This is a genomic window from Terribacillus saccharophilus (assembly GCF_046592895.1).
Classification (GTDB): domain Bacteria; phylum Bacillota; class Bacilli; order Bacillales; family Amphibacillaceae; genus Terribacillus; species Terribacillus saccharophilus_D.
Genome location: NZ_JAWVPU010000005.1, coordinates 133,325 through 157,411, shown reverse-complemented (window position 1 = coordinate 157,411; position 24,087 = coordinate 133,325). Strand labels below are relative to the sequence as shown.

The following is a 24,087-nucleotide window of genomic DNA, read 5'->3' as shown; positions in this document are numbered from 1 at the left end:
ATACATCATGTCCGGCATTTGCCGGCAACGTAAAAAAGGAGAGATTGGCAGTGGGTAAAGTACTCGTCTTCGGACATAAAAACCCTGATACAGATGCGGTTACATCCGCAATCGCATACGCGCATTTGAAAAATAAACTAGGTATGGAAGCAGAAGCAGTCCGCCTGGGGGAACTGAATGAAGAAACAGCATATGCTTTGAAAACGTTCGGATTGGAAGCGCCGCGCGTCATCGAAGCAATTGATGGAGATGCAGAACAAGTCATCCTAGTCGATCATAATGAAAAACAGCAAAGTGTTTCAGATATCGATACTGTATCTGTCATTGAAGTGGTCGACCATCACCGGATCGCGAATTTCGAAACGGCAGATCCGCTTTATTATCGTGCAGAGCCAGTCGGCTGTACAGCTACTATCATCAAGAAAATCTATAAAGAGCATGATGTGGAGATTCCGAAAGAAATCGCAGGAGCTATGCTTAGCGCAATCATTTCCGATTCTTTGTTGTTCAAATCCCCAACATGCACGGAGCAGGATATCAAAGCTGCGAAGGAACTTGCAGAAATCGCAGATGTCGATGTAGATACATACGGCTTGGACATGCTGAAAGCGGGTGCTGATGTCAGCAAGAAAACAGCTGCAGAATTGATCACATTGGATGCGAAAGAATTCCAGATGGGCGACGCAACTGTCGAAATCGCACAGGTGAACGTTGTTGATGAACAGGATGTACTCGTGCGTCAAGCAGAAGTGGAAGAAGCGATGAAACAGAAGATTACCGATAAAGGTCTGAAACTGTATCTATTTGCCATCACGAATATCCTTACCAATGACTCTACTGCCATTGCAATCGGAGCAGATACGGAAGCTGTCGAAAAAGCTTTCAATGTTACATTATCAAATAATACAGCAACACTAAAAGGTGTTGTATCCCGTAAAAAACAAATTGTGCCAGTTTTGACTGAAGTCATGAATGGCTAAAAATAAATGAGCAGGCACATATGGGCCTGCTCATTTTATTTGCTGTCAGCATGTACATAATGCTAAAGTGAAATTATACACCCGCATTGCAAACAACCTCGAAATATCTTCTTCCAATTTTGAACACTGTTTTTTTTTTTCTGTGCTATATAAGGATACTTTTCTTTACAACAAGGGAATAAGAAGGGAAGCTGCTTACATATTTTTTCAGATTAAAAAGGAGGCTGTTCAGAATGAAATATACAACTATACCGGGTATGGAGCGCCCGCTATCCAAATTGATCCTGGGAACGACGAAATTTTTCGAAAATAAAAAACAAGATGTTTTCGCTGTCCTGGATAGCTTCTTGCAAACAGGCGGCAATACGATTGATACAGGTCCGAAATACGCCAAATATCAAGCGGAGAAACTGATTGGACAGTGGATGCAGGAACGCGGTACGCGCAAGGACGTCATCCTTATCTCAAAAGGAGGCCATTATCATATCGACCCCGATGGAACGCATCATCCGGAGATGAAAAGGGTGAATCCGGCTGAAATCACAAAGGACCTGCATGATAGTCTGGAAAACCTGCAAACTGATCATATTGATATATACCTCATTCACCGGGATGATCGCAATGTCTCTGTCGAGGTTTTGATGGATATGTTGCATGAGCATCAGCAGGCTGGAAAGATCGGCATATATGGAGTGTCGAACTGGCAGCCGGATCGGATCCAGGAAGCCAATGCCTATGCTGATAGCAAAGGATATGACCGTCTGCATGTGAACAGCCCCAATCTTAGCTTGGCACAGCTGAATGAATTACGATGGGCTGAGACAGTGGCGATGGATGAGGAAAACCTTGCCTGGCATCAGCGCACAGGCATGCCTGTCATTTCCTGGGCAGCACAAGCCGGCGGGTTCTTTACAGGGACATATGACCGGAATCATGTGACAGATGAGGAAATGGCCCGGGTTTATTATAATGATGATAACTGGAAACGATATGATCGAGCAGTGGAGATGGCAAATAAAAAAGGCGTGACGGCCAATCAGATTGCTGTTGCTTATGTGTTGCACCAAGCTTTCCCGACATGTGCGATCGTCGGGTGTAAAAATGTGCAGCGGTGGGAGGAAGCGCTCCCGGCAGTCGATATCAATTTGACGGATGAGGAAGTGAAGTGGCTGAATTTGGAGCTGGAGGGTGCCAAGGTGGAATAGGGTATTTCTCTCTTACGATTTTTTGATTTATCGTATACAATAGAACTTATCACAGCGTATACGGTACATGGAGAGGGGTTATGGATGTGCGGACTATGAGTGGACAGCATATACCCGTGCGGGCGAAGAATATCGCCTTGATCGGATTCATGGGTGTCGGAAAGACGACGATTGGCAAGCTGGTGGCGGATAAATTGTACAGGGACTTCATCGACATCGATATCGAGATCGAGCGCCGTTATGAAATGACGATACCGGAAATATTTGCTCAGCATGGAGAAGCATACTTCCGGGAAATCGAACGGGAAACAGTTATTGATATTTGTGATAATAAGCAGTGCAATATCGTCTCACTTGGCGGCGGTGCTTTTAAGCAGGAAGCAATCAGGGAAAAATGTCTTGATAGCTGCCTGGTGCTCTTCCTTGATTTGAGCTGGGACCGTTGGAAGGAACGTATGGATCTGCTGATTGAAAATCGTCCTGTTCTCCATAATAAATCTGTGGATGAAGTCCAGCAGATTTTCGATGAGCGACAAGCCATTTATGCTGAACATAATTCGCGCGTCACTACCGATAATCTGAATCCGGAAGAAGTGGCTGATTATATCGTGGAAATATTGAAGCTGGGCTGGGAACTTCATCAGCCGTAATCTTAATGAATGCTTCAGGAAAGAGTTATTGCAATAAACGTTGTGATAGCTCTTTTTAACTGGAATAATTGTCCTAATTATCAAACAATTATCAGTGCTAATTGCTTATTTTTGCTGCTAATGGTTTTCAGCGATAAGGTGCAGGGTAGAGGAGGATAAGATTTCAGGAGGAGGATGAACGTCTTGCATCACAAAGATACCATTACTGTTGTTTCGAGTGCGGATGATAACTATGCCCACCATCTTGGTGTGATGCTGGCATCACTGCTTACAAATGTCAATCGAAACAGACGAGTCATGCTTTATGTAATCGATGGAGGCATAACCAAGCCTAACAAACGGATGCTGATGAAAACTACAATGCAATTCGGAGTTCCGATTCGTTTTCTAACGATAGATACAGATTCATACAAAAACGCAACAGAAAGCAGATATATCAATAAAACAGCTTATTATCGCATTTCCATTCCAGAAGTCATTACTGATCCAGCTGTTGAACGCGTCATATATATCGACTGTGATACATTGGTGCTGACGGATATTTCCGAGTTGCACGATATGGAGCTTGAGGGGAATTTGATGGCGGCAGTGGAAGATGCAGGGCAGCTGCAGCGTCTGGAGAAGATGAATATCACTACCGAAGGCAAGTACTTCAATTCCGGCATGATGGTCATCGATATGGAAGGCTGGCGACAGCAAAACATCTCCAGAAGAGTACTGCAATTCATAGATGATAACAATGATCCCGATTTCCTGTACTTACATGACCAGGATGCCTTGAATGCGATTCTTTGGGATAAGTGGAAACCCGTCCATCCCCGGTGGAATGCCCAATCTTTCATTATACTGAAGACAAAGACGCCGACGGAGCTGGCAGAACGGAAACGTTATAAAGAAGCCCGTCAGTCTCCTGCCATCGTCCATTTCACCGGCGCCAATAAGCCGTGGAACTCAGATGTCGGCCATCCATATGCTCCGATGTATTTCGAATTTCTGGAACAGACACCATGGAAAGTGCTTCCCGGACAAAAGGAGACGGAAGTGTATGCAGACTAAAGATGCAGCCAGGCTGGCTGTGTCTTTTTTATTTGCTATAATACAGGAAACGAGGAAAAAGGGCGGTTTGAAGAATGGGGCAGGAAAAAAAGAAGCTCCTGGGGAAAACCAGGAGAAAATGGTTGTTGGATAAACTGCAAACAGCGGATGGTCCACAAAAAGGCAGTGAACTGGCCAAGCAAGCCAATGTCAGCAGGCAAGTGATCGTCGGGGATATTACACTCTTAAAAGCAGAACAGTATCCAATCATCTCGACCAGCGAGGGATATATATTGCAACAGCATCCTGTCCATGCGGTGGAGAGAATTGTTGCCTGCCAGCATCCACCCGAGAGGACGGAAGATGAGCTGCAATTACTTGTGGATTTGGGTGTGACAGTGAAGGATGTCCGGGTGGAGCATCCTGTATACGGACAAATAACCGCTTCCATCATGGTTTCGAGCCGCAGGGAAGTAAAAACATTCCTTGCAAGCATCGCTGATAGCAAAGCAGGACTTCTCTCCGAACTGACGGATGGCATCCATCTGCATACGTTGGCAGCAGATGATGGACACATCATGGATGAAGCAGTCGAGATGCTGCGTGAACAAGGATTTTTGGTACCGGAGTGGGATTGACTATACAGTCAATCCCACTTTTCTTTCGCTTATGGCCCATAGCTGCTTGGCTAATTCTCCGTCATCGGCCTGGCCCTTCACTTCCTGTATCCGCCGTTTATAAAAGTAGCTTCCTGAAACATGCCGTACATCTTCACTTTCAGCTAAATACAACGCCGTATCGGCTCCTTTGGCGGGTGTTTGGAAGAAAGGACGAAGAACCTGATGTACCTTTTTACCGAACCCGGTTTGTCTGTCGACACCAAGGCTGGTGCTCACTGCCCCGGGGTGCACAGCGTTTACTGTAGCGTTGGAACGATGCAGCCGAGTGGACAGTTCTTTGGCAAACAGAAGGTTGGCAAGTTTACTGTGAGCATAATTCTGCCAGGGTATGAAAGATTCTGTTCCTCCTAAATCATCCAAATTGATCTTGCCTATTTTATAAGCGCCGGAAGAGACGACGATGATACGTCCCTGTGGTGCTGCTTTGATCTGATCCAAAAGTAGGTTGGTCAACAGGAAGTGACCGAGGTGATTCACGCCCATCATCATTTCCAGTCCATCAGCAGTGACTTGCTTCTTCGTAGTGATGACACCGGCATTATTGATGAGTACGTCAACGACAGGGTGATGTGCTTTCAATGCTTCTGCGCAGCCATGGATATTGGTGAGGGAAGCGAGATCGCATTCATATAGATGAACATCGTTTGAGCCGCTTCGCTGTTTCGCATCCGCCAGTGCCTGCTGCCCGCGTTCTTTGGATCGGCAGAGCATGCATACGGTATGACCTTTTCTGGCCATATATACCGCTGCGGCAAATCCCATGCCGGAGTTCGCTCCGGTGATCACGACTGTTTTTGGCATATGCGGATCACTCCTTTATTATTTTGGACGTTCCAACGTGAATAGTTCCCCGAGCCTGCTGTAGTCATTGCCCGCCAAGCGACTGATCGGCTGAATTGCTTTAGCATCCAAGTAGCCGGTCTTTTCATCGTACACATCGGGAGAAAGGTGGTAACCTGCCACTTTTGCAAGCAACAGGTCTGCTGTTGGTGATCCATCTTCGTCCTTGATCTCGATATGATCATAAAGAGTGCATTCCAATCTGATGGAAGCCTGTTTGATTCCAGGAACGGAAACGAAGGTGCTTGGTATAAGCGATAAGCTGGTATGGTCGATTTCACTTTCGTCAGGAAGCAAACTTGCCGCAGTCTTATTCATATCCTCCACAATCGGCTCCGTACTGATATGGACAACGAGCTCACCTGTATCGATTGCATGATGTGCTGTGTCCTTCTGTCTGCCCTCTGCGCGCTGTACCGAAATACTGATCAGTGGCGGTGCTGCGCTCACAATGGAAAAATAGCTGAATGGTGCAGCATTCACGATATCCGAGTCTGCGGATTTGGTCGTGACAAAAGCTACCGGTCTGGGAATGATGCTTCCTGTAAGGATTTTATAATGTGTTTTGGCTGGAATGCCTTTTGCATCGAATGTATACAAGTCAATTGCCCCTTTCGGTCAGGCTAGCATAGTAATCTTACAAGCGCTTAACAGTTCTGTTACCTTTTGAAGATATTTTTAATCAGGGATGAGAAAGAATGCTCCGTTTTTTCGGTGGTTTCCACTGCTTCTTCTTTTTCCAAGAAGATATCTTGTTTATCTATGGCGTGATCGACGTGCAGGACAAGTGCGATATCCACATCTGCGCCTTGATTGGTGACGGATGTATATGGGACATGATGGGTTGCAGCAAGCGATTTATAAGGTTTGAAGAAACGTATGTTCACTTCCCCGGATAAACGAAGGGATGATCCGGGATAATTCTTCATCGCATATTCGAGCTGTTTCAGCCCCTTTTGCTGCACGACTTCTCCTTCTGTCATTGCAAGAATCGCGCGTTCTCTCAATGTCCCGAGATATTCTTTTCTTTCACTTGCCTTTGTTTCTTTTATTCCATATATTCCTTCGTTCAAATAATCCTCAATGTCCTTCTTCATTTGTGATCAACTCCGATTTGGTATTTCCAATTCATGGTGTTAGCTTTACAATAAAATTAAAACAGGGGGACGTACATATATGACGACACTGCAATTCGAAAATCTTAGTAAGACATATCATAATACGACGACCTTGCCTCCAATCGATATCGAGCTAACAGCCGGTGAATGTTATGTGATCCGCTGCAATAAAGTGATTGGAAGCCAGTTGCTTAAAATAATCAACAAACAAGAAATCCCATCTACCGGTAGTGTACTACTATTTGGTGAAAATATCGAAAACCTGCATTCTGTGAATGATCGTATCGGCTTTCTTTATCTTGACGATGCTGCGTATTCGAGGATGAGAGTGAAAGATTATCTTGCTTTCTTCAGGAGGCTTTATGGCAGCAAGGTTGATTTAGACGAAGTGATGCAGCAAATCGGCTTGCGTGAATGGCAAACGACAAAAATAAGCAAGCTGAATTTCTCACAAGAACGCCGTGTGCAAATCGGGCGGCTGCTTGTGCAGGATCAGCCGATCATCATCATGGAAGAACCTGCACAGAACGTCGATTTAGAGACGAGTTTGATCATCCATCGAATCATCGAAGAGCTGAAAAGGAAAGGAAAGACCATCCTCCTTACTACTATAGACTTGGAGAATGCTTTGACGCTGACCAGTCATGTCTATTCTTTGACAGATAAAAGCTGTAAGCAAATAGCTGTTGAAGAGGAAGAGGTGGATTCTTCAGCAGATGAAGAAGCGATACAGCCAGTCAAACTGGAAAAGATACCAGCGAAGATCGATGACAAAATCATTCTTTTCAATCCATTCGATATTAACTTTATCGAGAGCAGTGAAGGAGTAGCCCAATTGCATCTGCAAGACGGAGCCTATCCATGTACATATACGCTTCAGGAATTAGAAGAGAGGCTAAGGGCGTTTGGTTTCTTCCGCTGTCATCGTTCTTATCTCGTCAACTTGCAGCAGGTCAAGGAAGTGGTCACCTGGACTCGGAACAGCTTCAGTTTGATCCTTGATGATCATTCACGCAGCTCCGTTCCATTATCGAAGAATCGCTTTGAGGAGTTGAAAGGAATGCTCGGTTTGTGACCTGCTTCATTCAGCCCCGGATATGCAGCATTCAGCTGTCTTTTTGCTCCATTCAGCTTTTTGATCCGCTATTAAGCTTGATTTTAAGGCATTTCTCCGAAAAGGCTAGTAAGCTATGACTATCAACCGTCACGAACGGAAAGGGGCAGCAAAATATGGACTTTGCATTACAAGTGAATGATTTGTCAAAGGTATTCGGACAGCAGCGAGCGCTGCAGCAAGTTTCTTTCAATGTAAAAAAGGGAGAGATTTTCGGTTTCCTTGGACCAAGTGGATCCGGGAAGACAACCACGGTTAAAATACTTACCGGCCAGCTTCTGCAGACAGCAGGCGATGTTACCATTTTAGGTAAAGCTGCTTCTAAAATGAAAGATGCCGACTTGGGCAGGATAGGTATCTTGACGGATAATAGTGGATTATATGAACGGATGACGGTCCAGCAAAATTTAGATTTCTATGCAAAATTATATGGTGTTGCTGCTGGAAGAGTGGAAGAAGTATTGCAAGTAGTTGGTTTGGCGGAAAGTAAGAAAAAACCTGTAAAAAAATTATCAAAAGGAATGAAGCAACGTGTGCTTCTCGCTCGTGCAGTCCTGCATAAACCAGAGGTTCTCTTCCTGGATGAACCAACCTCGGCACTGGATCCGGGAAACGTACAGAAAATGCACGATCTTCTGCGGAATCTGAACGAGGAAGGGACGACGATTTTCCTGACAACGCACAATATGGAAGAAGCTGCACAGCTTTGTGACCGAGTGGCATTTTTGCATGAAGGGCGAATAAGGGAAATGGACGCGCCGAAGCAGCTTCAGCGAAAGTATGCCAAAAACACCATTCACTTGGAGTTGAAAGATGGACGTAATGAAACAATCGGTAATGATGCAGTGGGGGCAGATCTCCTTTACCAGTATATGCAGGCAGACGAAATCGCCGCTGTTCATTCCGATCAGCCAACTTTGGGAGATATATTCATAGAAGTGACAGGGAGGAAATTAGCATGAATACAGCGCGTCTATCGGCAATGCTTGTAAAAGAATATCATGATTTGAAATCAAACTTCACCATCTTATCTGTTGTGATCGTTCCAATATTCATGGCTGTTCTTTTCAGCAGGATGGAAGGTGAGAAAGACTTTGGACTTTCTTTTGTTTTCTTGATGGCTGTTGCTTTTGTAACCATGTACGCACAGGCTGTATTACTTGGAGAAGAAAAAGAAAAGAATACACTGCAAGTTTTATTGCTGTCACCGGCAACTTCCACTGAGATAATGATGGGGAAAAGTATCATCTCCGTTGTTTTGACCATCATAACATTCGTAGTGGCCCTATTTGTGATAGATGTTAAGATAGAAAGTCCTGTCATGCTTGGTGTCATATTGCTGTTAGCATTGATTTTCTTTGCAGCGGTAGGAACGTTGATTGGTTTGCTTAGTGAGAATTTAGTACAAACATCCATGTACATTTTGCCGCTTAGTTTCCTCTTTGGTTTCAGTCCGATGATCAAGATGTATTTTACGGATGGAATAATAGCGGATATCTTAAGCTATTCGCCTGGGGAGTATATAATGGAAGCTTGTTTGGCAGCGGTGAACGGTGAGGCGTTTTCCTCTTACCGCGGAGATATCTTCTGGCTGATTGGCTGGACTGTCGCAGCTTTGCTGGTTACGTTCATTGTTTTTAAAAAGAGAAGATTAGCAAATTAAACAAGCCGCCCGAATATGGGCGGCTTGTTCGTTTAGTTCTGGCTGCGCGTACGCAAGTCACCTTCGATTTGTTCCAAACTCTTTCCGCGTGTTTCAGTCGTAAAGAATTTGACGAACAAGAAGGCAAGGATGCCGATAGCGGCGAAAATGTAAAATAGGTAGCTGATACCGATTGCCCGCAGTAAAATCGGGAAGAGCAAGGAGACGATCAAGTTTGCACCATGCAGGGCGAAAGTCGCCACACCTGTTCCGATTCCGCGGACGCTGGTTGGGAATAGTTCTGGAAGCATGATCCAGACAACAGGTCCCCAAGTAGTCGAGAAGGAAACGATAAAGGCACCCAAGCAGATGATGATTGCCCATGTTGCAGCAGTGGAATCCGGTGCAAGCAAATTAACGGTGGAAAGAACGACCAAACTGATAACCATGCCGATATTACCTGCCATAAGTAAGGTTTTACGGTTGATTTTATCAACGAAACGGATTGCTATGATTGTCATCAAAACGTTCACTGCGCCTATTCCGACAGTACCCAGGATAGCGGCAGAATCTGCAAATCCGGCATTCTCCAATGTTATTGGTGTGTAGTAGATGATCGTATTGATACCGATGAACTGCTGGAAGAAGGCAATGCCGATACCGGCAATCAAGGCAGGTCGCACCCAGCTGGATAATAGCTCTTTCATACCGCCTTCATCTTCTTTTTCTGTTTTCTTCACTTCTGATACTTCCTCATCGATGGAAGCACCTTCACCGCGTACACGTTTCAAGATGGCGCGGGCTTTATCTTCTTTACCAGCTGTCAAAAGCCAGCGTGGGCTCTCTGGCATGAAAATCATACCGATGATCAAAATGATGGCCGGGATGACCGCAAGACCAAGCATCCAGCGCCAAGCGCCTGCGTCTGACAATGCGTAATTCACTAAGTAAGAAGATAAAATACCGATTGTAATCAGCAGTTGGTTCAACGAAGCAAGTGAGCCGCGTTTTTCTTTTGGAGCTAGTTCTGATAAGTATAGCGGAACGATCGTTGTTGAACATCCGACTGCCAAACCAAGAATGACACGCGCAACGACCATCATTGTCACATTTACAGCAAGTCCTGCTGTAAGTGCACCGATAAGGAAAAGGATACCGGCTGTGATGATTGTTTTTTTGCGTCCTATTTTATCTGTCACCCGTCCTGTGACGGCGGCACTGATGATGGCTCCGACTAGTAGAGAACTAACAACCAAGCCTTCAGTGAAGGATGTAAGGCCAAGATCCTCATCAATATATAGCAAAGCCCCAGAGATGACACCAGTGTCATACCCGTAGAGTAAGCCGCCTAATGCACCAAAAAAATATAATAGACTGCTTGATTGCTTTTTCTGCATGTATTGCTACCTCCCAAGTTGTACGATTAGTATGTTATAATATGTAAGCCTTTTCCTCATTCGTTATAGGATGAAACCTTTTCATCTGCTCTCGATTGAAAAGTCCCACAATAAACCATTATAATTTAATAATGGCAGCAATGACTACATAAAAATTTTATTAGGAGGATTTTACTTGGCTAAAAAAATGATCGCAATCGATTTGGATGGAACATTACTGAATACCGAGAGTCAAATCCCCGAAGAAAATAAAGCGGCGATCAAACGTGCCATCGATGCAGATATGCTGGTTGCCATCAGCACTGGGCGTGCAACATTCGATGTGAAATCCCTTGTAGGTGATGACTTGGATATTCCCATCATTGCATCCAATGGCGGCACGATTCATGATTTCGGTTATGAATTACTGAATGAAATCACATTTGAGAAAGCGTTAGCGAAGGAAATTGCGACGTATCTCATCGAACAGGATATCTATTTTGAAGTGTATACAGAAACAGAGCTCTTATCTCCTTATAATGGCGAAGAGAAGCTAAAAGCAGAGTTGGACAAGGTAGCATCCGCCAATCCAGACGAAAGCCTGGAACAGCTATGGATCGGTGCCATGTCCCAATTCAAGCAATCCGGAATTCGATTTGTCCCGAATATCGATCATATTTTCACAGACGAGAATACCATCTTTAAGATTCTTGTTTTCAGCTTCGACTTACAGCATCTGGCCAAGGTCTATAAAGTGATCAGGGAGAATTCCGAGATCACCGTCACATCCTCTGGTGAGCACATAATGGAAATCTTGCCGAAAGACTCCGGCAAAGGCTATGCCGTGACGATGCTCGCTGAAAAGTATGGCATCCAGCGGGAAGATATTTATGCTGTCGGTGACAGCCCGAACGATATCAGCATGTTCGAGGTTGCTGGCAATGGTGTTGCCATGAAGAATGCGATGACAGAATTGATGGAAATCGCTACTCATGTTACGAAGTCGAATGATGAACTAGGCGTGGCCTACTTCCTGGATAAATTAATTGCCGGGGAACAAGAGGAACTTCGCCGAACGGAAGAAGGAGTATAAAGGACTCTGGCGCAGAAAAGCGCCGGAGTTTTTTTGTGCAGTGCGTTTCAGGGTGTATGAATTTCTGATAAGGGGGTGCGCTGCCTGGCTGATTTATGTAAAATAGAATGATAATCATTCTCAGAAAGAAGTGTGGTTTCTTGTTAAAAGACTTTTTCGCTTTTTATAAACCGTATAAACGACTGTTCATGCTCGACTTCAGCAGCGCTGTCTTTGTGGCATTATTGGAACTGGCATTTCCAATCGGTGTGAATATGATGGTGGATCGCTTGCTGCCGACAGAAAACTGGAGCTGGATTGTCACTGCGTGCATTTTGCTGTTCATCGTCTATGGCTTAAGTACGATAATGCAATACATCGTCACTTACTGGGGTCATAAACTAGGTATCAACATTGAACGGGATATGCGCAAGCAGTTATTTGAGCATATACAGAAACTTAGTTTTCGTTTCTTCGATAATACAAAGGTCGGGAATCTGATATCCCGTTTGACCAATGATTTGTTCATGATTGGGGAAATGGCTCATCACGGACCAGAAGATTTGTTCATAGCGGTGATGACGATCATCGGTGCATTGCTCATCATGTTCTTCATCAATTGGCCGCTGGCATTGATGACTATGCTTGTCGTACCGATTTTATTCTGGATTGTGCTGTATTGCAATAAGAAAATGACGGAAGCTTCGAGAAGGATGAATGAGGATACTGCGGATTTCAGTGCCCGTATCGAGAATACAGTGGGCGGTATCCGCGTTGTGCAGGCATTCACGAATGAAGCGCATGAAGAAGCGCGATTCAAGGTCAATAACGAACGCTATCGTCTGACAAAATTATTGTCTTACAAAATCATGGCATTGAACTTATCCGTTACATATATGCTGATGCGCTTCATCGCTGTTTTCCAATTGATTGCCGGAGCATGGTTCATCATTCAAGACAGTATGTCGTACGGCGATTTGATGGCCTTTGTCCTCCTGACGAATGTGTTCTTCCAGCCGATACAAAAAATCGGGGCGATCATTGAGCTTTATCCAAAAGGAATTGCTGGTTTTCAGCGTTATATGGATATCATGCGGCTTGATCCGGATATCAAAGATTCACCGGATGCTAAGCAGGTGGATGCTCTGGCAGGGAATATCCGATATGAGAATGTCTCTTTTGGCTATAACGAGGGCAGCTCAATCTTGAAAGATATCAGCTTCTCGATAAATGCTGGGGAAACGGTTGCTTTTGTTGGTCCGTCTGGTGCCGGAAAATCAACAATTTGCAGTCTGCTGCCGCGTTTTTATGAACGGAATGCAGGTGAAATAATGATTGATGGGATACCACACGATGAGATGACACTGGCGTCCCTGCGCAGTCAAATCGGTATTGTGCAGCAGGATGTTTATTTATTCGGCGGGACAATCAGGGAAAATATTGCATATGGAAAGCTGGGGGCAACTGAAGAGGAAATTGAGGATGCTGCTAGGAGGGCGCAGCTGACTGATTTTCTTGCCGAGCTGCCAGATGGACTGGATACGGTCATCGGCGAGCGTGGTGTGATGATTTCCGGCGGACAGAAACAGCGTATCTCCATCGCAAGAGTATTCTTGAAGAATCCGCCGATCCTTATTTTGGACGAGGCGACATCTGCACTGGATACCGAAACAGAAGTCAAAATACAAGAAGCCTTGGATGAGTTGTCAGAAGGTCGTACAACATTGGTGATTGCGCACCGTCTGGCTACCATCAAACATGCCGACAAGATAATCATGGTCACCAAGCAAGGAATCACTGAAGAAGGAAAACACAGTGAACTGCTGGAAAGAGCTGGTGCATACCGGCGGCTTTATGACGCGCAATTTGCTCGTTGATCAATTAGACAGGAAGTTTTCTACCAGATAGGAGAATGAACTTCCTGTTCTTTTGTTAGAATTGTAAGCGTTTACTATTAAATTACGTCAAGTTATCTTACAATAAAGATAGAATAATTAGATTTTTTTGACGATACTCTATTGCTAACTTTTCATTCTTTGGGTAACATCACAAGTGAGGAAAGCTAACATGAAATTCGCAGATTCAGGGGGAGAGCTAATGGAAACTATTTCGATTGACAATCTTTTAAAGAATAAAGCGGAGAAATTATGTGCAATAAGCGAACGGATATGGGAGTTTGCGGAATTGCGCTTTCAAGAGAAACAATCTGCTGCATTGCTTGCAGATGTATTGGAAGAAGAAGGGTTTGAAGTGCAGCGAAATGCAGCAGGAATAGAGACTGCTTTTGTGGCGAATTATGGAACAGGTAAGCCGGTCATTTCTTTTTTGGGAGAGTTTGATGCGCTATCCGATCTAAGTCAAGAAGCGGGCATTATTGAACAAAAAGCAATTGTATCTGGCGGAACAGGTCATGGCTGCGGTCATAATCTGCTCGGAACAAGTGCACTGGGAGCTGCTTTGGCAGTCAAGGAATATATGCAGGAAAACGGATTGAGCGGTACTGTACGTTATTACGGCTGTCCGGGTGAAGAAGGCGGATCGGGTAAAACGTTCATGGCTAAAGAAGGTGTATTCGATGATGCGGATGCTGCCATTACATGGCATCCATTCACGCACAGTGGTGTACAAAGAGCAGAAACGCTTGCTAACTATCAAGTGTATTTCAAGTTCAAAGGAAAAAGCGCCCACGCAGCAGGTGGCCCGCATTTAGGCCGCAGTGCGCTGGATGCGGTTGAATTGATGAATATCGGCACCAATTTCTTGCGTGAGCATGTGGTGCAGGATGCTCGTCTGCACTATGCCATCACGAATGCTGGCGGTGTTTCACCTAACGTCGTGCAGCCGGAAGCGGAAGTGCTTTATTTGGTCAGGGCCCCGGAGACGGAGCAGGTGGAAAGCATTTATCAGCGTGTAGTGAAGATCGCCCAAGGTGCTGCGTTGATGACCGAGACGCAATTGGAAATTACGTTTGATAAAGCGTGTTCCGGGTTCATTCGCAATACAGTCCTTGAACAAGTCATGCAGGAACAGGTTGAGCGTATTGAAGTACCTGTGTATACAGCGGAGGAGTTGGATTTTGCCCGGGATATACAGACAACTTTGAGTGCTGAGGATATTGCTTCCGATAAGCGCGCCATCCTGCAGTTGGTTGGGAAGGATGCAGGATTATGGGAGCAGGAAATGGAGTCATCTCCGATTCTGACAACCCCGATTCCATATCGTGATGCGGAGAACTTCCAATACGGCTCGACCGATGTAGGGGATGTAAGCAGAATCACACCTACCATCCAGTTCCATGCGTCCTGCTTCGCCATTGGTACGCCATTACATACATGGCAGGTTGTGTCTCAGGGGAAAACGTCCCTGGCGCAAAAAGGAATGCTGTATGCGAGCGAAGTGATGGCCGCAACTGCGCTTTCGCTATTCGATGAACCAGAACAGCTGGAAGCTGCCAAGCAGGAAATGCAACAACGTCTTGGACCGAATGGATATACGAACCCTATCCCGGACGGTGTCAAACCAACTATATTAGCCTAACTAACAGATCGGGGGTAAAGAGATGGTCAATCAACAGCAAAATGGCGGCTTGCAAAAGCCCAAAAAGGAAGAAGGGAAGGCGCTAAGATTCCTTTCTGCGATAGAACGCGCGGGAAATAAGCTTCCTGATCCATTTATGCTTTTCATTTATCTGGCGATCTTCGTGGCCATTGTATCCTGGATCATGAGTATGATCGGTGTATCCGTCACCACGCCTGAGAATGAGGTCGTGGAAGTGAACAACATGATTTCAGCAGAAGGATTGACATTCGCTTTATCCTCCATGCTGGACAACTTCACGGGATTTGCACCGCTTGGTCTGGTGCTCGTCATGATGTTTGGTATCGGACTTGCACAGCATGTTGGATTTTTTGAAGTGGTCATGCGCGGAATGGTAGCGAATATCCCGAAAAATTTGGTTACATACATGATCATCTTCGTAGGATTGCTCGGGAACTTGGCTTCCGATGCTTCCATGGTCATCATACCGCCACTTGCTGCCATGATATATTATTCTGTCGGTAAGCACCCGATTGCAGGACTTCTTACGGCTTTTGTAGCCGTCTCGGCTGGATTTACGGCAAATATCCTGATTGCTGGGACAGACGTATTACTGTCAGGTATCTCAACGGAAGTCATCCAAGGGCAGTATCCGGATGCACGTGCAGTTTCTCCACTTGATAACTGGTACTTCATGAGTGCTTCCACTATCATGCTTGTCTTTGTCGTTTCAATCATCTCGAAGAAACTGATAGAGCCACGCCTTGGTGAATTCAACCCTGAATTTGCCGATAAGAGCATCCTGACTGCGCAGATTGAAAAGCTGCGCCCAGAACAAAAACGCGGCGTACGCAATGCATTGATAGCTGCTGGAGTTTATTTGATTCTTGTTTCCTTGCTCATCATACCTTCCAATGGCATTTTGCGCGGAGAAGACGGAGGGATAATTCAATCTCCATTCATGAGTAATATCGTTCCTCTGATTCTGTTTTTATTCATCATACTGGCGGTAGCATATGGCTTTACTGCGGGTACACTCAAAAAAATTGCTGATATCCCGGAAAAAATGGGGATTGCAATGAAAGAGATGTCAGGTTTTATCGTGTTGGTCTTTGCTGCTGCACAGTTCATCGCATATTTTGAATGGACGAATATCAGCACAATCATCTCCGTAAACGGTAGTTTAGCTTTGGAAAACATGGATATGACAGGTGTAGGGGCAATGGTAGGTTTTACTGTGATCTCATCCATCGTCAACTTGTTCATCACAAGCGGCTCTGCTCTTTGGGCATTGCTTGCGCCGGTGTTCCTGCCGATGTTTTATCAGTTGGGCTATGACCCGGCTTACACACAAGTAGCATTCCGTATCGGGGATTCGGCATTCAATATCCTTTCGCCAATGAATCCATACGTCGTCATGTTGCTCGGGTTCATGAAACGATATGATAAACGATCCGGTCTTGGAACGCTTATGTCGCTGATGCTTCCGTTCGCCCTTTTGATTTTGGCTGCATGGATCGTGATGTTCGTAGTTTGGAGTTTGCTCGGTCTGCAGGTGGGACCTGGTGTCGATATCCGTTTGTAAAGTGAAAGGGCGCAAGCATATGCTGCGCCCTTTATAATTGACGTTTTCTTTAGAATGCGATACATTAATTACTGAAAGTAACTCGATTATCATGGGTAACTAATAGGTGCTGACTAAGTAGGGTATGCTATCAAACGGTAATACATTTTTGGAGGGATATAGTAATGACACAAGACTTTTTCAAAGCATTGGAAAACAGAAGATCCATCTATGGACTAGCAAAAGAATCACCGGTATCAGATGAGCGTATTCAGGAAATCGTTGAATTTGCTGTTAAATACACTCCATCTGCCTTTAACTCCCAAAGCACACGTGTCATCGTGCTTCTTGGAGACAAGCATGATCGTTTCTGGGATCTTACCGAAGAACAGCTTCGAGCGATTGTTCCAGCTGATAACTTTGCGCCAACAGAAGAGAAAATCTCATCATTCCGCAATGGATATGGCACAGTGTTATTCTTCGAAGACGAAACTGTGGTAAAAGGTTTGCAAGAGCAGTTCGCACTTTATGCGGAAAACTTCCCGATCTGGTCTGAACAGACTTCTGGAATGCATCAGCTGGTAGTTTGGACAGCTTTGGAAATGGAAGGTCTTGGTGCTAGCTTGCAGCACTACAACCCAATTGTTGATGAAGCGATTCAAAAGGAATGGGATATCCCATCCAATTGGAAGCTTCGCGGTCAAATGCCTTTCGGTAAACCAACAATGCCAGCTGGCGAGAAAGAATTCAAGCCACTGGAAGATCGCGTTAAAATCATTAAATAATAAGGGAAAGGATGCCTTTGTCATATCTGGACAGGGGCATCTTTTTTAAGTATAATTATTTGAAAATTCTGTTACAAATATATTACATATGTTTTCGACCCGAAGTACCGGGGTATATAGAAGCTACAAACATAACCAATATCATTGAAGGAAAGGAAGGAAGTAAAGTGAGTGCATATCCATATAAAAAGTTGCAGCATGCTGGGGATTTGTCGGATGATGAACGTGATGAGATCCTGACTACTTTGGAGCGATACATGGATTACTTACGAGATGAATTGTCTAAATCAGATGACCTTCCTGCTGTTAAATAAAAAAGGAGTATCCCGGTAAATCGGGATACTCCTTTCGTTTTACATTATTGCCGTTATCAAGAATGGCAATGTGATGATCGACAGGATCGCACTTATTACGAAAGCAGAAGCAACTTCTGTTTCCAAACTCTTGAAGCGGATTGCGATCATGGACGCAACTGCTGATCCTGGGAAGGATACAAGCAATACTGCCATTACGAAATCATTGTGCCCTAAACCAAGTGCAAGCGCGATAAGGATCATAGCAAGCGGCTGAACGATTGCTTTCAAGATCGCGATGGAGAATGCAGAGAAGCTTAGTTTGATTTTGTTGATACCGATTGTAACACCGACTGCGAACAATGCAACACCTGATACAACGTTACCGATTTGATCAAGTGATTTTTCGCCTAGTTCTGGCAGGTGGAAATTAAAGATAAGCACTAGTAGCAAACCAACGATCGGTACACAAGCAAGTGGTTCGCTAAGACCATGCAGGATGGACTTGATTGTTACTTTGAACAAACTTTCTTGTTTCTCATCAGAGTTCGAACCTTTGTTACGTTCGCCCACTGTACCAAGAATTGTAGCCAATGGATCAAGTAGTGCGTTAACGATGATACCCATCAATGCGATTGGAATCGCAACTGTTTCAGCGCCGAACAGACTTCCCATAACCGGGATACCCATGAATGCAAATGTTGGCTGTGTCGAATTCAAAGAGAACATCGTTGACTGTACGAAATTGTATTTAGAAGTCCATTTAGTGACAAGAAGTACAACGACGAAGAACCCGATGACACCAATTACCAAAGCGCCAAGAAATGAAGCTTTATCAAAAATCGTTTCGCGGGAAGTAGTTGTTACCCCGACGAATAAATGTGCTGGCAATGCAATTTTTGTTACAAGTGTGTTGATCCCTTTGGATGTTTCTTTATTGAAAATGCCGCGATTTCCTGCAATGAATCCTAGAAGGATTACGAAGAAAATCGGGATTAGTATGATGAAAATTTCACCAAAACTCATGTTCTTTCCACTCCCTACAGTAGTTATGTTGCTCAAGTTGTCAAAATTAATACAGGTGCCTCCTTATGGAAGGAGTCACCTGCACCATTAGAAATTCTTTAGTGATTAGCCTCTGATGGATTTGTATTCTGGTTTCCAAACAGATTTAGCTAAAAGATCTTTGATTTCTTCAGGTTTTGCATCAGATACGCCATCTTCGATTGCAGCTTTTGCAACTGCTTCAGCTACAGCGTTGGACACTGGTTGAAGCTCATCGATTGCTGGAAGCAAAGAGCCGCCTTGTGTGTTGCTGTTGACCATATCTGCAATTGCATTAGCTGCTGCTGCAAACATAGGTGCTGTGATCAATTTCGCTTTAACAGCGATGGAACCAAGTCCTAGACCTGGGAACGCGAATGCGTTGTTTGCTTGACCGATATGATAAGTTGTACCTTTGTATTCAACAGGATCGAACGGGCTGCCTGTTGCGATCAGTGCTTTACCGTCAGTCCATTCAAGCAAGTCTTTTGGAATTGCTTCCGCAAGTGGTGTTGGGTTGGACATAGGCATGATTACTGGATGTTCTACGTGTTTTGCCATCTCTTTGATGATTTCTGCACTGAAAGCACCAGCTTGGCCAGAAGTACCGATCAAGATAGTTGGTTTCACTTGGCGGATAACTTCAGCAAGGCCAATGATTCCATCTTCTTTATTCCAGTCTTTTACTTCATCAGCAGAACGAAGGTAAGGTTTCTGGAAGTCAGCAATGCCATCCATGTCATCAGTCAAAAGACCGCGTTGGTCGATTGCCCAGAAGTTTTTCAAAGCTTCTTCTTTAGAGATACCATCAAGTACCATGGTAGCTGCGATTTGGTCTGCATTACCGATACCTGCAGAACCAGGACCGAAGACAACTACACGCTGTTCTGAGATCGGAGTACCAGTAACTTTGGAAGCACTCATGACAGCTGCAAGTGTGATTGCGCCTGTACCTTGGATATCATCGTTGAAAGTAAGGATCTTGTCGCCATACTTATCGATGATGTTACGTGCGTTACGGTTACCGAAGTCTTCCCAGTGAAGAAGTACATTAGGGAACTTCTCAACTGTTTTACTGATGAATGCATCGATGAACTGATCGTATTGCTCACCGCGAACACGTTTATGACGGTTACCGACATAAAGTGGGTCGTTAAGCAATGTTTCGTTATCTGTACCAGCATCGATTACTACTGGAAGTACACGGTTCGGGTCGATACCAGCAGCAGCTGTGTAAACAGCCAATTTACCGATTGCGATGTTCAATCCGCCGACACCCCAGTCACCAATTCCAAGAATGCTCTCAGAGTCAGTAACAACGATCAAGTCGATTTCATCTGTGTTAAGCAATGTATTATCGTAAGCTTGCTCAATATTGTCCGGGTTGTTGATATCAAGATAAACACCACCTGGACGTTGGTACTCGTGGCTGTATTCCTGGATAGCTTGACCTACAGTTGGAGTATAAACGACTGGAAGCATTTCGCTTAGATGATCAGTCAAAAGACGATAGTAAAGAACAACGTTACGGTTGTAAAGCTGGTTCAATGTATTGTTTTTCAACAAGTTGTTAGGCTGTGCATTGAATTGCTCATAAGCACGCTTCACTTGTTCGTCCAATGTCAAAACTGTCGCTGGCAATACACCTTCAAGACCGAGCTCAGCTCTTTCTTCTTTTGTAAAAGCGACACCTTTATTTAGAAAAGGATTTGAAATTAAATTCTTACCTCTTAGGGAAGTGGATAGAGATCCATCTTCATTATTGCGATATGTGTTCATATCTGATTCCACCTTTTCGAATGATTACTTACGTTTTGTAACTGCCACAAATAATTCTATCACTAATCAATTGTTAATCAATTTTAACAAAGTATTTAAAATAACTATTGCAAAACCTAAGTTTGTGTGATATTTCACATACTAAGAATCGTTCTAAAAAACCGCGGTACCAAAGTATTTTACAGATGTGAAGTAATTTCTGTTTTTACTTTATTATTGTTTTTTTTATTTAGAAAAATATACATATTACTGTTTTTTAATTTCTGTTTATTTATTCAAACTATTCTGCTTCTTAAATTTCATCCATCGTGCTAAGCTTATCTATATATAGAAAGAGGTGTAACCAGGCATGGACATTGTGAAAGAACTGAGTAAATTCATCCACCCAGGCAGGGTATCCACAGCAGCCGCAGTCATCAGCCAGCATAATCATGATGCCTCTTATCACCCTGCTGCTGATCCGGACGTTGTCGTATTTCCGGAAAGTACAAAAGAAGTCAGTGAGATTCTTGCTTTTGCCAATCAATATGGCATACCGATCACACCTTTTGGAAAAGGTTCCAGTTTGGAGGGGCATGCAATCCCTTATAAAGGAGGAATCTCTCTTGATTTGGGATTGATGAACGAATTGAAGACAGTTGGCGATAAAGACGGTTTTATCATTGCAGGTGCGGGACTCACTCAATTCAAGTTGAATGATGCCCTGAAAAAGCATGGATTATTCTTCAGTGTCGATCCAGGGGCAGAAGCGACATTGGGAGGAATGGCAGGTACGAATGCAAGTGGTTCTTATACGGTGAAATATGGGACGATGCGGGATAATATACTTGATATGGAAGTGGTCTTGCCGAGCGGTGAAATCATCCATACCGGTTCAAAAGCGCTGAAGTCTTCTTCGGGGTTGCATCTTTCCGGTTTATTTGCTGGATCGGAAGGCACCCTTGGTATCATAACGGAACTGACTCTTCGGGTATATCCAATACCAGAAGCGACAGTTGCTGCGCGTGCTGTCTTCCATGACTTTGATGAAGCGGTGGCGGCTGTTGTCAGACTTCGGACGGCGGGGCTTGATTTGGCAAGGATTGAATTCGTGGATGCGGCTTCTGTGGCGCATGTGAATCATTTCGCCAACACCTCTTATGTTGAACAACCGACCATTTTCTTTGAATTGAACGGAGAAGCTGAACATCTCGAGCATCAGCTAAGACGGATGGGGGAATTATTGAGACCTTTCAATGTAGTGGAATTTCTGGCAGAAACAGATAAGGCGGCGCAAGAACATTTATGGGATGCCAGACATAATCTTGCGTATTACTACATAAAAGGAGCGCCAGAAAAACAGATGCTTGTAACGGATGTATGCCTGCCGATTTCCGAACTTGCCGAGGCAATCCTGCAGGCAAGGCAAGCAGTGGATCAGAGCGGTCTGGAGGCTGGGATCGTCGGACATGTCGGAGATGGTAATTTTCATATCATTGCAATGGTCGATTTTGCGGATGAAAGGGAGAAGGCTGCCGCCAAACAGCTTCATAAAGCTGTCGTCGATTATGCGCTTGCTCACGATGGTACTTGTACAGGGGAGCATGGTGTGGGTGTCGGCAAGAAGGTTTATCAACCGATGGAGCATGGTGCAGCTTATGATGTAATGCGGACAATCAAACAAGCAATCGATCCACGAGGCATCATGAATCCCGGGAAATTGATCGATTAAAATAGAAAGAGCGTATTCCCCCTCAAGAATACGCTCTTTCTGTATTTAGCCTTTTTTGCTGAATAGGTCTGTAATTACATGCACCATTTCAATGCCTTGATATGCAAAGATGGATAGTGCGCTAACTGAAAGTGCTATGACCATGATCGCTCTTGCCACAAACATTTTCGTCCCCTCCTTTGGATTGCTAACACAACCTATGCAAAAGGAGTCCTATTCAGCGATAACTCGATTGATAGAAGACGGCCAGCAGGAAATGCCGGACCGCCTGCTTAGTCTGCAGCATACGTGCTTGAATCATACCTGATGCAAGCAGTACAGGCAAAAAAGTCAGGACTGCTGTTTGTGCTATGATCGGCAGCCAGTGTTTTTCATCATCCGGTAAATCGGCTTTATGAATGACGACGTGCTGCGGCTGGATGTCATCTGAACCCATGTGGTACATCGGATGGAGCACCATCACTTGCAGCGTGATCGACAATACAAGCCCGATAAACAAAAGAGCAGCTTTGCGTTGCATTTCCTCCCCACCTCCTATCCTTCATGATTTCTATACTATATACCCGTTGAGGAAAAATGTAAATAGTTTTTTATCAATATTTTCACTATTCAGAAATATACCTAAAAAAGCCCATCCTCCCAATGAGGACAGGCTGTTGAAGCACGAACTATTTAGCCGGAGCGGTTTCATCCGGTGTTACCCATTTTTCTGCCCACTCTCTTATGGAAGTGATCACAGGGCGCAAAGCATGGCCTTTTTCTGTCAGTTCATATTCTATACGGACTGGTGTGTCCGGGTATACTGTTCTTGTTGCAATACCCGCTGCTTCCAGCTCTTTCAGACGCTCAGAAAGCAAGCGGCCACTGATCGGCAGGGACGATTCCAATTCAGAAAATCGCTGTGATCCTTCTAAGAGGCGGAAAATGATTAGGCCAGTCCATCGTTTGCTTAAAAGTTCCATGCCGGACTCAAAGCGCGGACATAATTCTACGGATTTCATCTATCATCACCTCTGCAAAAGCACTGTTTACTTGTTATTTTATGTTTCATTATATACGAGGTTACGAAAAGTAACAAGTATATTGTTCCTGTGTATACCGTTTTCCATACCAACTTCCTGGCAAAAAATTAGGAAGGAACCTATAATTGAAAGTAAGTATGATGGAGGGGGAGAGGGACATGGATCATCATTATTACATAGATTATGCATGTAAGCTTGCTGTCGAGAACGTGAACAGCGGCAAGGGAGGACCGTTCGGTGCGGTCATTGTCCGGGACGGGGAAATCGTCGGAGAAGGTACGAACCTTGTCACAAGTTTGCATGATCCCACGGCACATGCTGAAATACAGGCAATCCGTGATGCGACGAGCAGTCTGGGTCATTTCGAACTGGAGGATTGCATCATTTACTCCAGCTGTGAACCATGTCCGATGTGTTTGGGTGCGATTTACTGGGCTCGTCCAAAGGCATTGTACTTTGCTTATACGAAAAAGGACGCTGCAGCCATAGGCTTTGATGATGATTTCATTTATCAGGAAATAGAAAAACCATATGAACAACGAAAGATTCACACTGTCCAGCTTCCCCAGGCAGAAACTGCCGATCCGATGAAAGCTTGGCGGGAAAAAGATGACAAAGTGGAATATTGAAAGAAGGCGAT

At 44.5% G+C, this 24,087-nt stretch carries 25 protein-coding genes; 17 read left to right on the top strand and 8 right to left on the bottom strand.

The window, feature by feature from the left end; genetic code table 11:
* The first annotated feature begins 50 nt into the window (after positions 1–50).
* The 6 genes from SFC66_RS15355 (at position 51) to SFC66_RS15330 (ending at position 4,508) form a co-directional block, all read left to right on the top strand.
* On the top strand, positions 51–980 hold the full coding sequence (locus SFC66_RS15355; protein ID WP_411219604.1) for a manganese-dependent inorganic pyrophosphatase: 930 nt from the start codon (positions 51–53) through the stop codon (positions 978–980).
* A gap of 233 nt (positions 981–1,213) precedes the next feature.
* Complete coding sequence (locus SFC66_RS15350) at positions 1,214–2,185, top strand: aldo/keto reductase (RefSeq protein WP_411219603.1); 972 nt, start codon at positions 1,214–1,216, stop codon at positions 2,183–2,185.
* A gap of 95 nt (positions 2,186–2,280) precedes the next feature.
* Entirely contained in the window at positions 2,281–2,835 is a 555-nt protein-coding gene (locus tag SFC66_RS15345; protein WP_411219785.1) for a shikimate kinase, read from the top strand.
* A gap of 183 nt (positions 2,836–3,018) precedes the next feature.
* Positions 3,019–3,891, top strand: a complete 873-nt coding sequence (locus tag SFC66_RS15340) for a glycosyltransferase family 8 protein (RefSeq protein WP_411219602.1) — start codon at positions 3,019–3,021, stop codon at positions 3,889–3,891.
* Entirely contained in the window at positions 3,881–4,024 is a 144-nt protein-coding gene (locus SFC66_RS15335; protein WP_411219601.1) for a hypothetical protein, read from the top strand. Before SFC66_RS15340 ends, SFC66_RS15335 begins: the two co-directional genes overlap by 11 nt.
* Positions 4,017–4,508 (top strand): transcription repressor NadR, encoded by a 492-nt coding sequence (locus SFC66_RS15330; RefSeq protein WP_411219600.1) that lies wholly within the window; start codon positions 4,017–4,019, stop codon positions 4,506–4,508. Before SFC66_RS15335 ends, SFC66_RS15330 begins: the two co-directional genes overlap by 8 nt.
* On the opposite strand, the gene SFC66_RS15325 is transcribed toward SFC66_RS15330, so the two are convergent.
* From SFC66_RS15325 to SFC66_RS15315, 3 genes are read right to left on the bottom strand one after another with little or no spacing between them, the layout of a single operon-like run.
* Positions 4,509–5,351, bottom strand: coding sequence for an SDR family oxidoreductase (locus SFC66_RS15325; RefSeq protein WP_411219599.1), 843 nt, complete (start codon positions 5,349–5,351; stop codon positions 4,509–4,511). It lies immediately after the preceding gene.
* An 18-nt stretch (positions 5,352–5,369) separates the two neighbouring features.
* Positions 5,370–5,990, bottom strand: coding sequence for a flavin reductase family protein (locus tag SFC66_RS15320; RefSeq protein WP_411219598.1), 621 nt, complete (start codon positions 5,988–5,990; stop codon positions 5,370–5,372).
* A 59-nt stretch (positions 5,991–6,049) separates the two neighbouring features.
* A complete protein-coding gene (locus SFC66_RS15315; RefSeq protein ID WP_411219597.1) occupies positions 6,050–6,487 on the bottom strand; it encodes a YueI family protein in 438 nt (145 codons plus the stop codon).
* 79 nt (positions 6,488–6,566) lie between these two features.
* Here SFC66_RS15315 and SFC66_RS15310 point away from each other — a divergent pair, with 79 nt between their 5' ends.
* The 3 genes from SFC66_RS15310 (at position 6,567) to SFC66_RS15300 (ending at position 9,285) form a co-directional block, all read left to right on the top strand.
* A complete protein-coding gene (locus SFC66_RS15310) occupies positions 6,567–7,583 on the top strand; it encodes a LytTR family transcriptional regulator DNA-binding domain-containing protein (RefSeq protein WP_411219596.1) in 1,017 nt (338 codons plus the stop codon).
* Between the two features lie 155 nt (positions 7,584–7,738).
* The gene (locus SFC66_RS15305; RefSeq protein WP_411219595.1) at positions 7,739–8,584 is read left to right on the top strand and encodes an ABC transporter ATP-binding protein; all 846 of its coding nucleotides are present in this window, start codon (positions 7,739–7,741) and stop codon (positions 8,582–8,584) included.
* A complete protein-coding gene (locus SFC66_RS15300; protein WP_411219594.1) occupies positions 8,581–9,285 on the top strand; it encodes an ABC transporter permease in 705 nt (234 codons plus the stop codon). The genes SFC66_RS15305 and SFC66_RS15300 overlap by 4 nt, the downstream gene beginning before the upstream one ends.
* A gap of 32 nt (positions 9,286–9,317) precedes the next feature.
* Here the strand turns inward: SFC66_RS15300 and SFC66_RS15295 are convergent, their stop codons facing one another.
* Entirely contained in the window at positions 9,318–10,661 is a 1,344-nt protein-coding gene (locus SFC66_RS15295) for a sugar porter family MFS transporter (protein ID WP_411219593.1), read from the bottom strand.
* A 187-nt stretch (positions 10,662–10,848) separates the two neighbouring features.
* Between SFC66_RS15295 and SFC66_RS15290 the strand changes: the two genes are divergently transcribed.
* The 6 genes from SFC66_RS15290 to SFC66_RS15265 all read left to right on the top strand — a co-directional run bounded on the left by SFC66_RS15290 (position 10,849) and on the right by SFC66_RS15265 (position 17,912).
* Positions 10,849–11,733 carry a Cof-type HAD-IIB family hydrolase gene (locus SFC66_RS15290; protein WP_411219784.1) on the top strand — a complete coding sequence of 295 codons (885 nt, stop codon included), beginning with the start codon at positions 10,849–10,851 and terminating at the stop codon, positions 11,731–11,733.
* A 140-nt stretch (positions 11,734–11,873) separates the two neighbouring features.
* Positions 11,874–13,589 (top strand): ABC transporter ATP-binding protein, encoded by a 1,716-nt coding sequence (locus tag SFC66_RS15285; protein WP_411219592.1) that lies wholly within the window; start codon positions 11,874–11,876, stop codon positions 13,587–13,589.
* A 220-nt stretch (positions 13,590–13,809) separates the two neighbouring features.
* Complete coding sequence (locus SFC66_RS15280; protein ID WP_411219591.1) at positions 13,810–15,249, top strand: M20 family metallopeptidase; 1,440 nt, start codon at positions 13,810–13,812, stop codon at positions 15,247–15,249.
* Positions 15,250–15,271: 22 nt separating this feature from the next.
* Positions 15,272–16,834, top strand: a complete 1,563-nt coding sequence (locus SFC66_RS15275) for an AbgT family transporter (protein ID WP_411219590.1) — start codon at positions 15,272–15,274, stop codon at positions 16,832–16,834.
* Between the two features lie 164 nt (positions 16,835–16,998).
* Positions 16,999–17,598, top strand: coding sequence for a nitroreductase family protein (locus tag SFC66_RS15270; protein ID WP_411219589.1), 600 nt, complete (start codon positions 16,999–17,001; stop codon positions 17,596–17,598).
* 167 nt (positions 17,599–17,765) lie between these two features.
* Positions 17,766–17,912, top strand: a complete 147-nt coding sequence (locus SFC66_RS15265; RefSeq protein WP_170937651.1) for a hypothetical protein — start codon at positions 17,766–17,768, stop codon at positions 17,910–17,912.
* Between the two features lie 39 nt (positions 17,913–17,951).
* On the opposite strand, the gene SFC66_RS15260 is transcribed toward SFC66_RS15265, so the two are convergent.
* Together SFC66_RS15260 and SFC66_RS15255 are read right to left on the bottom strand one after the other, a co-directional pair.
* Positions 17,952–18,917: an AEC family transporter gene (locus SFC66_RS15260; protein WP_411219588.1), complete on the bottom strand. Its 966-nt coding sequence runs from the start codon at positions 18,915–18,917 to the stop codon at positions 17,952–17,954.
* Positions 18,918–19,022: 105 nt separating this feature from the next.
* Positions 19,023–20,714, bottom strand: a complete 1,692-nt coding sequence (locus SFC66_RS15255; RefSeq protein WP_411219587.1) for an NAD-dependent malic enzyme — start codon at positions 20,712–20,714, stop codon at positions 19,023–19,025.
* 349 nt (positions 20,715–21,063) lie between these two features.
* On the opposite strand from SFC66_RS15255, the gene SFC66_RS15250 reads away from it, so the two are divergent.
* Entirely contained in the window at positions 21,064–22,425 is a 1,362-nt protein-coding gene (locus SFC66_RS15250; RefSeq protein ID WP_411219586.1) for an FAD-binding oxidoreductase, read from the top strand.
* Positions 22,426–22,642: 217 nt separating this feature from the next.
* Here the strand turns inward: SFC66_RS15250 and SFC66_RS15245 are convergent, their stop codons facing one another.
* Positions 22,643–22,945 (bottom strand): hypothetical protein, encoded by a 303-nt coding sequence (locus SFC66_RS15245; protein WP_411219585.1) that lies wholly within the window; start codon positions 22,943–22,945, stop codon positions 22,643–22,645.
* Positions 22,946–23,093: 148 nt separating this feature from the next.
* Positions 23,094–23,426 (bottom strand): winged helix-turn-helix transcriptional regulator, encoded by a 333-nt coding sequence (locus SFC66_RS15240; protein WP_411219584.1) that lies wholly within the window; start codon positions 23,424–23,426, stop codon positions 23,094–23,096.
* 179 nt (positions 23,427–23,605) lie between these two features.
* Between SFC66_RS15240 and SFC66_RS15235 the strand changes: the two genes are divergently transcribed.
* Positions 23,606–24,076, top strand: coding sequence for a nucleoside deaminase (locus SFC66_RS15235; RefSeq protein ID WP_411219583.1), 471 nt, complete (start codon positions 23,606–23,608; stop codon positions 24,074–24,076).
* The last annotated feature ends 11 nt before the right edge of the window (positions 24,077–24,087 follow it).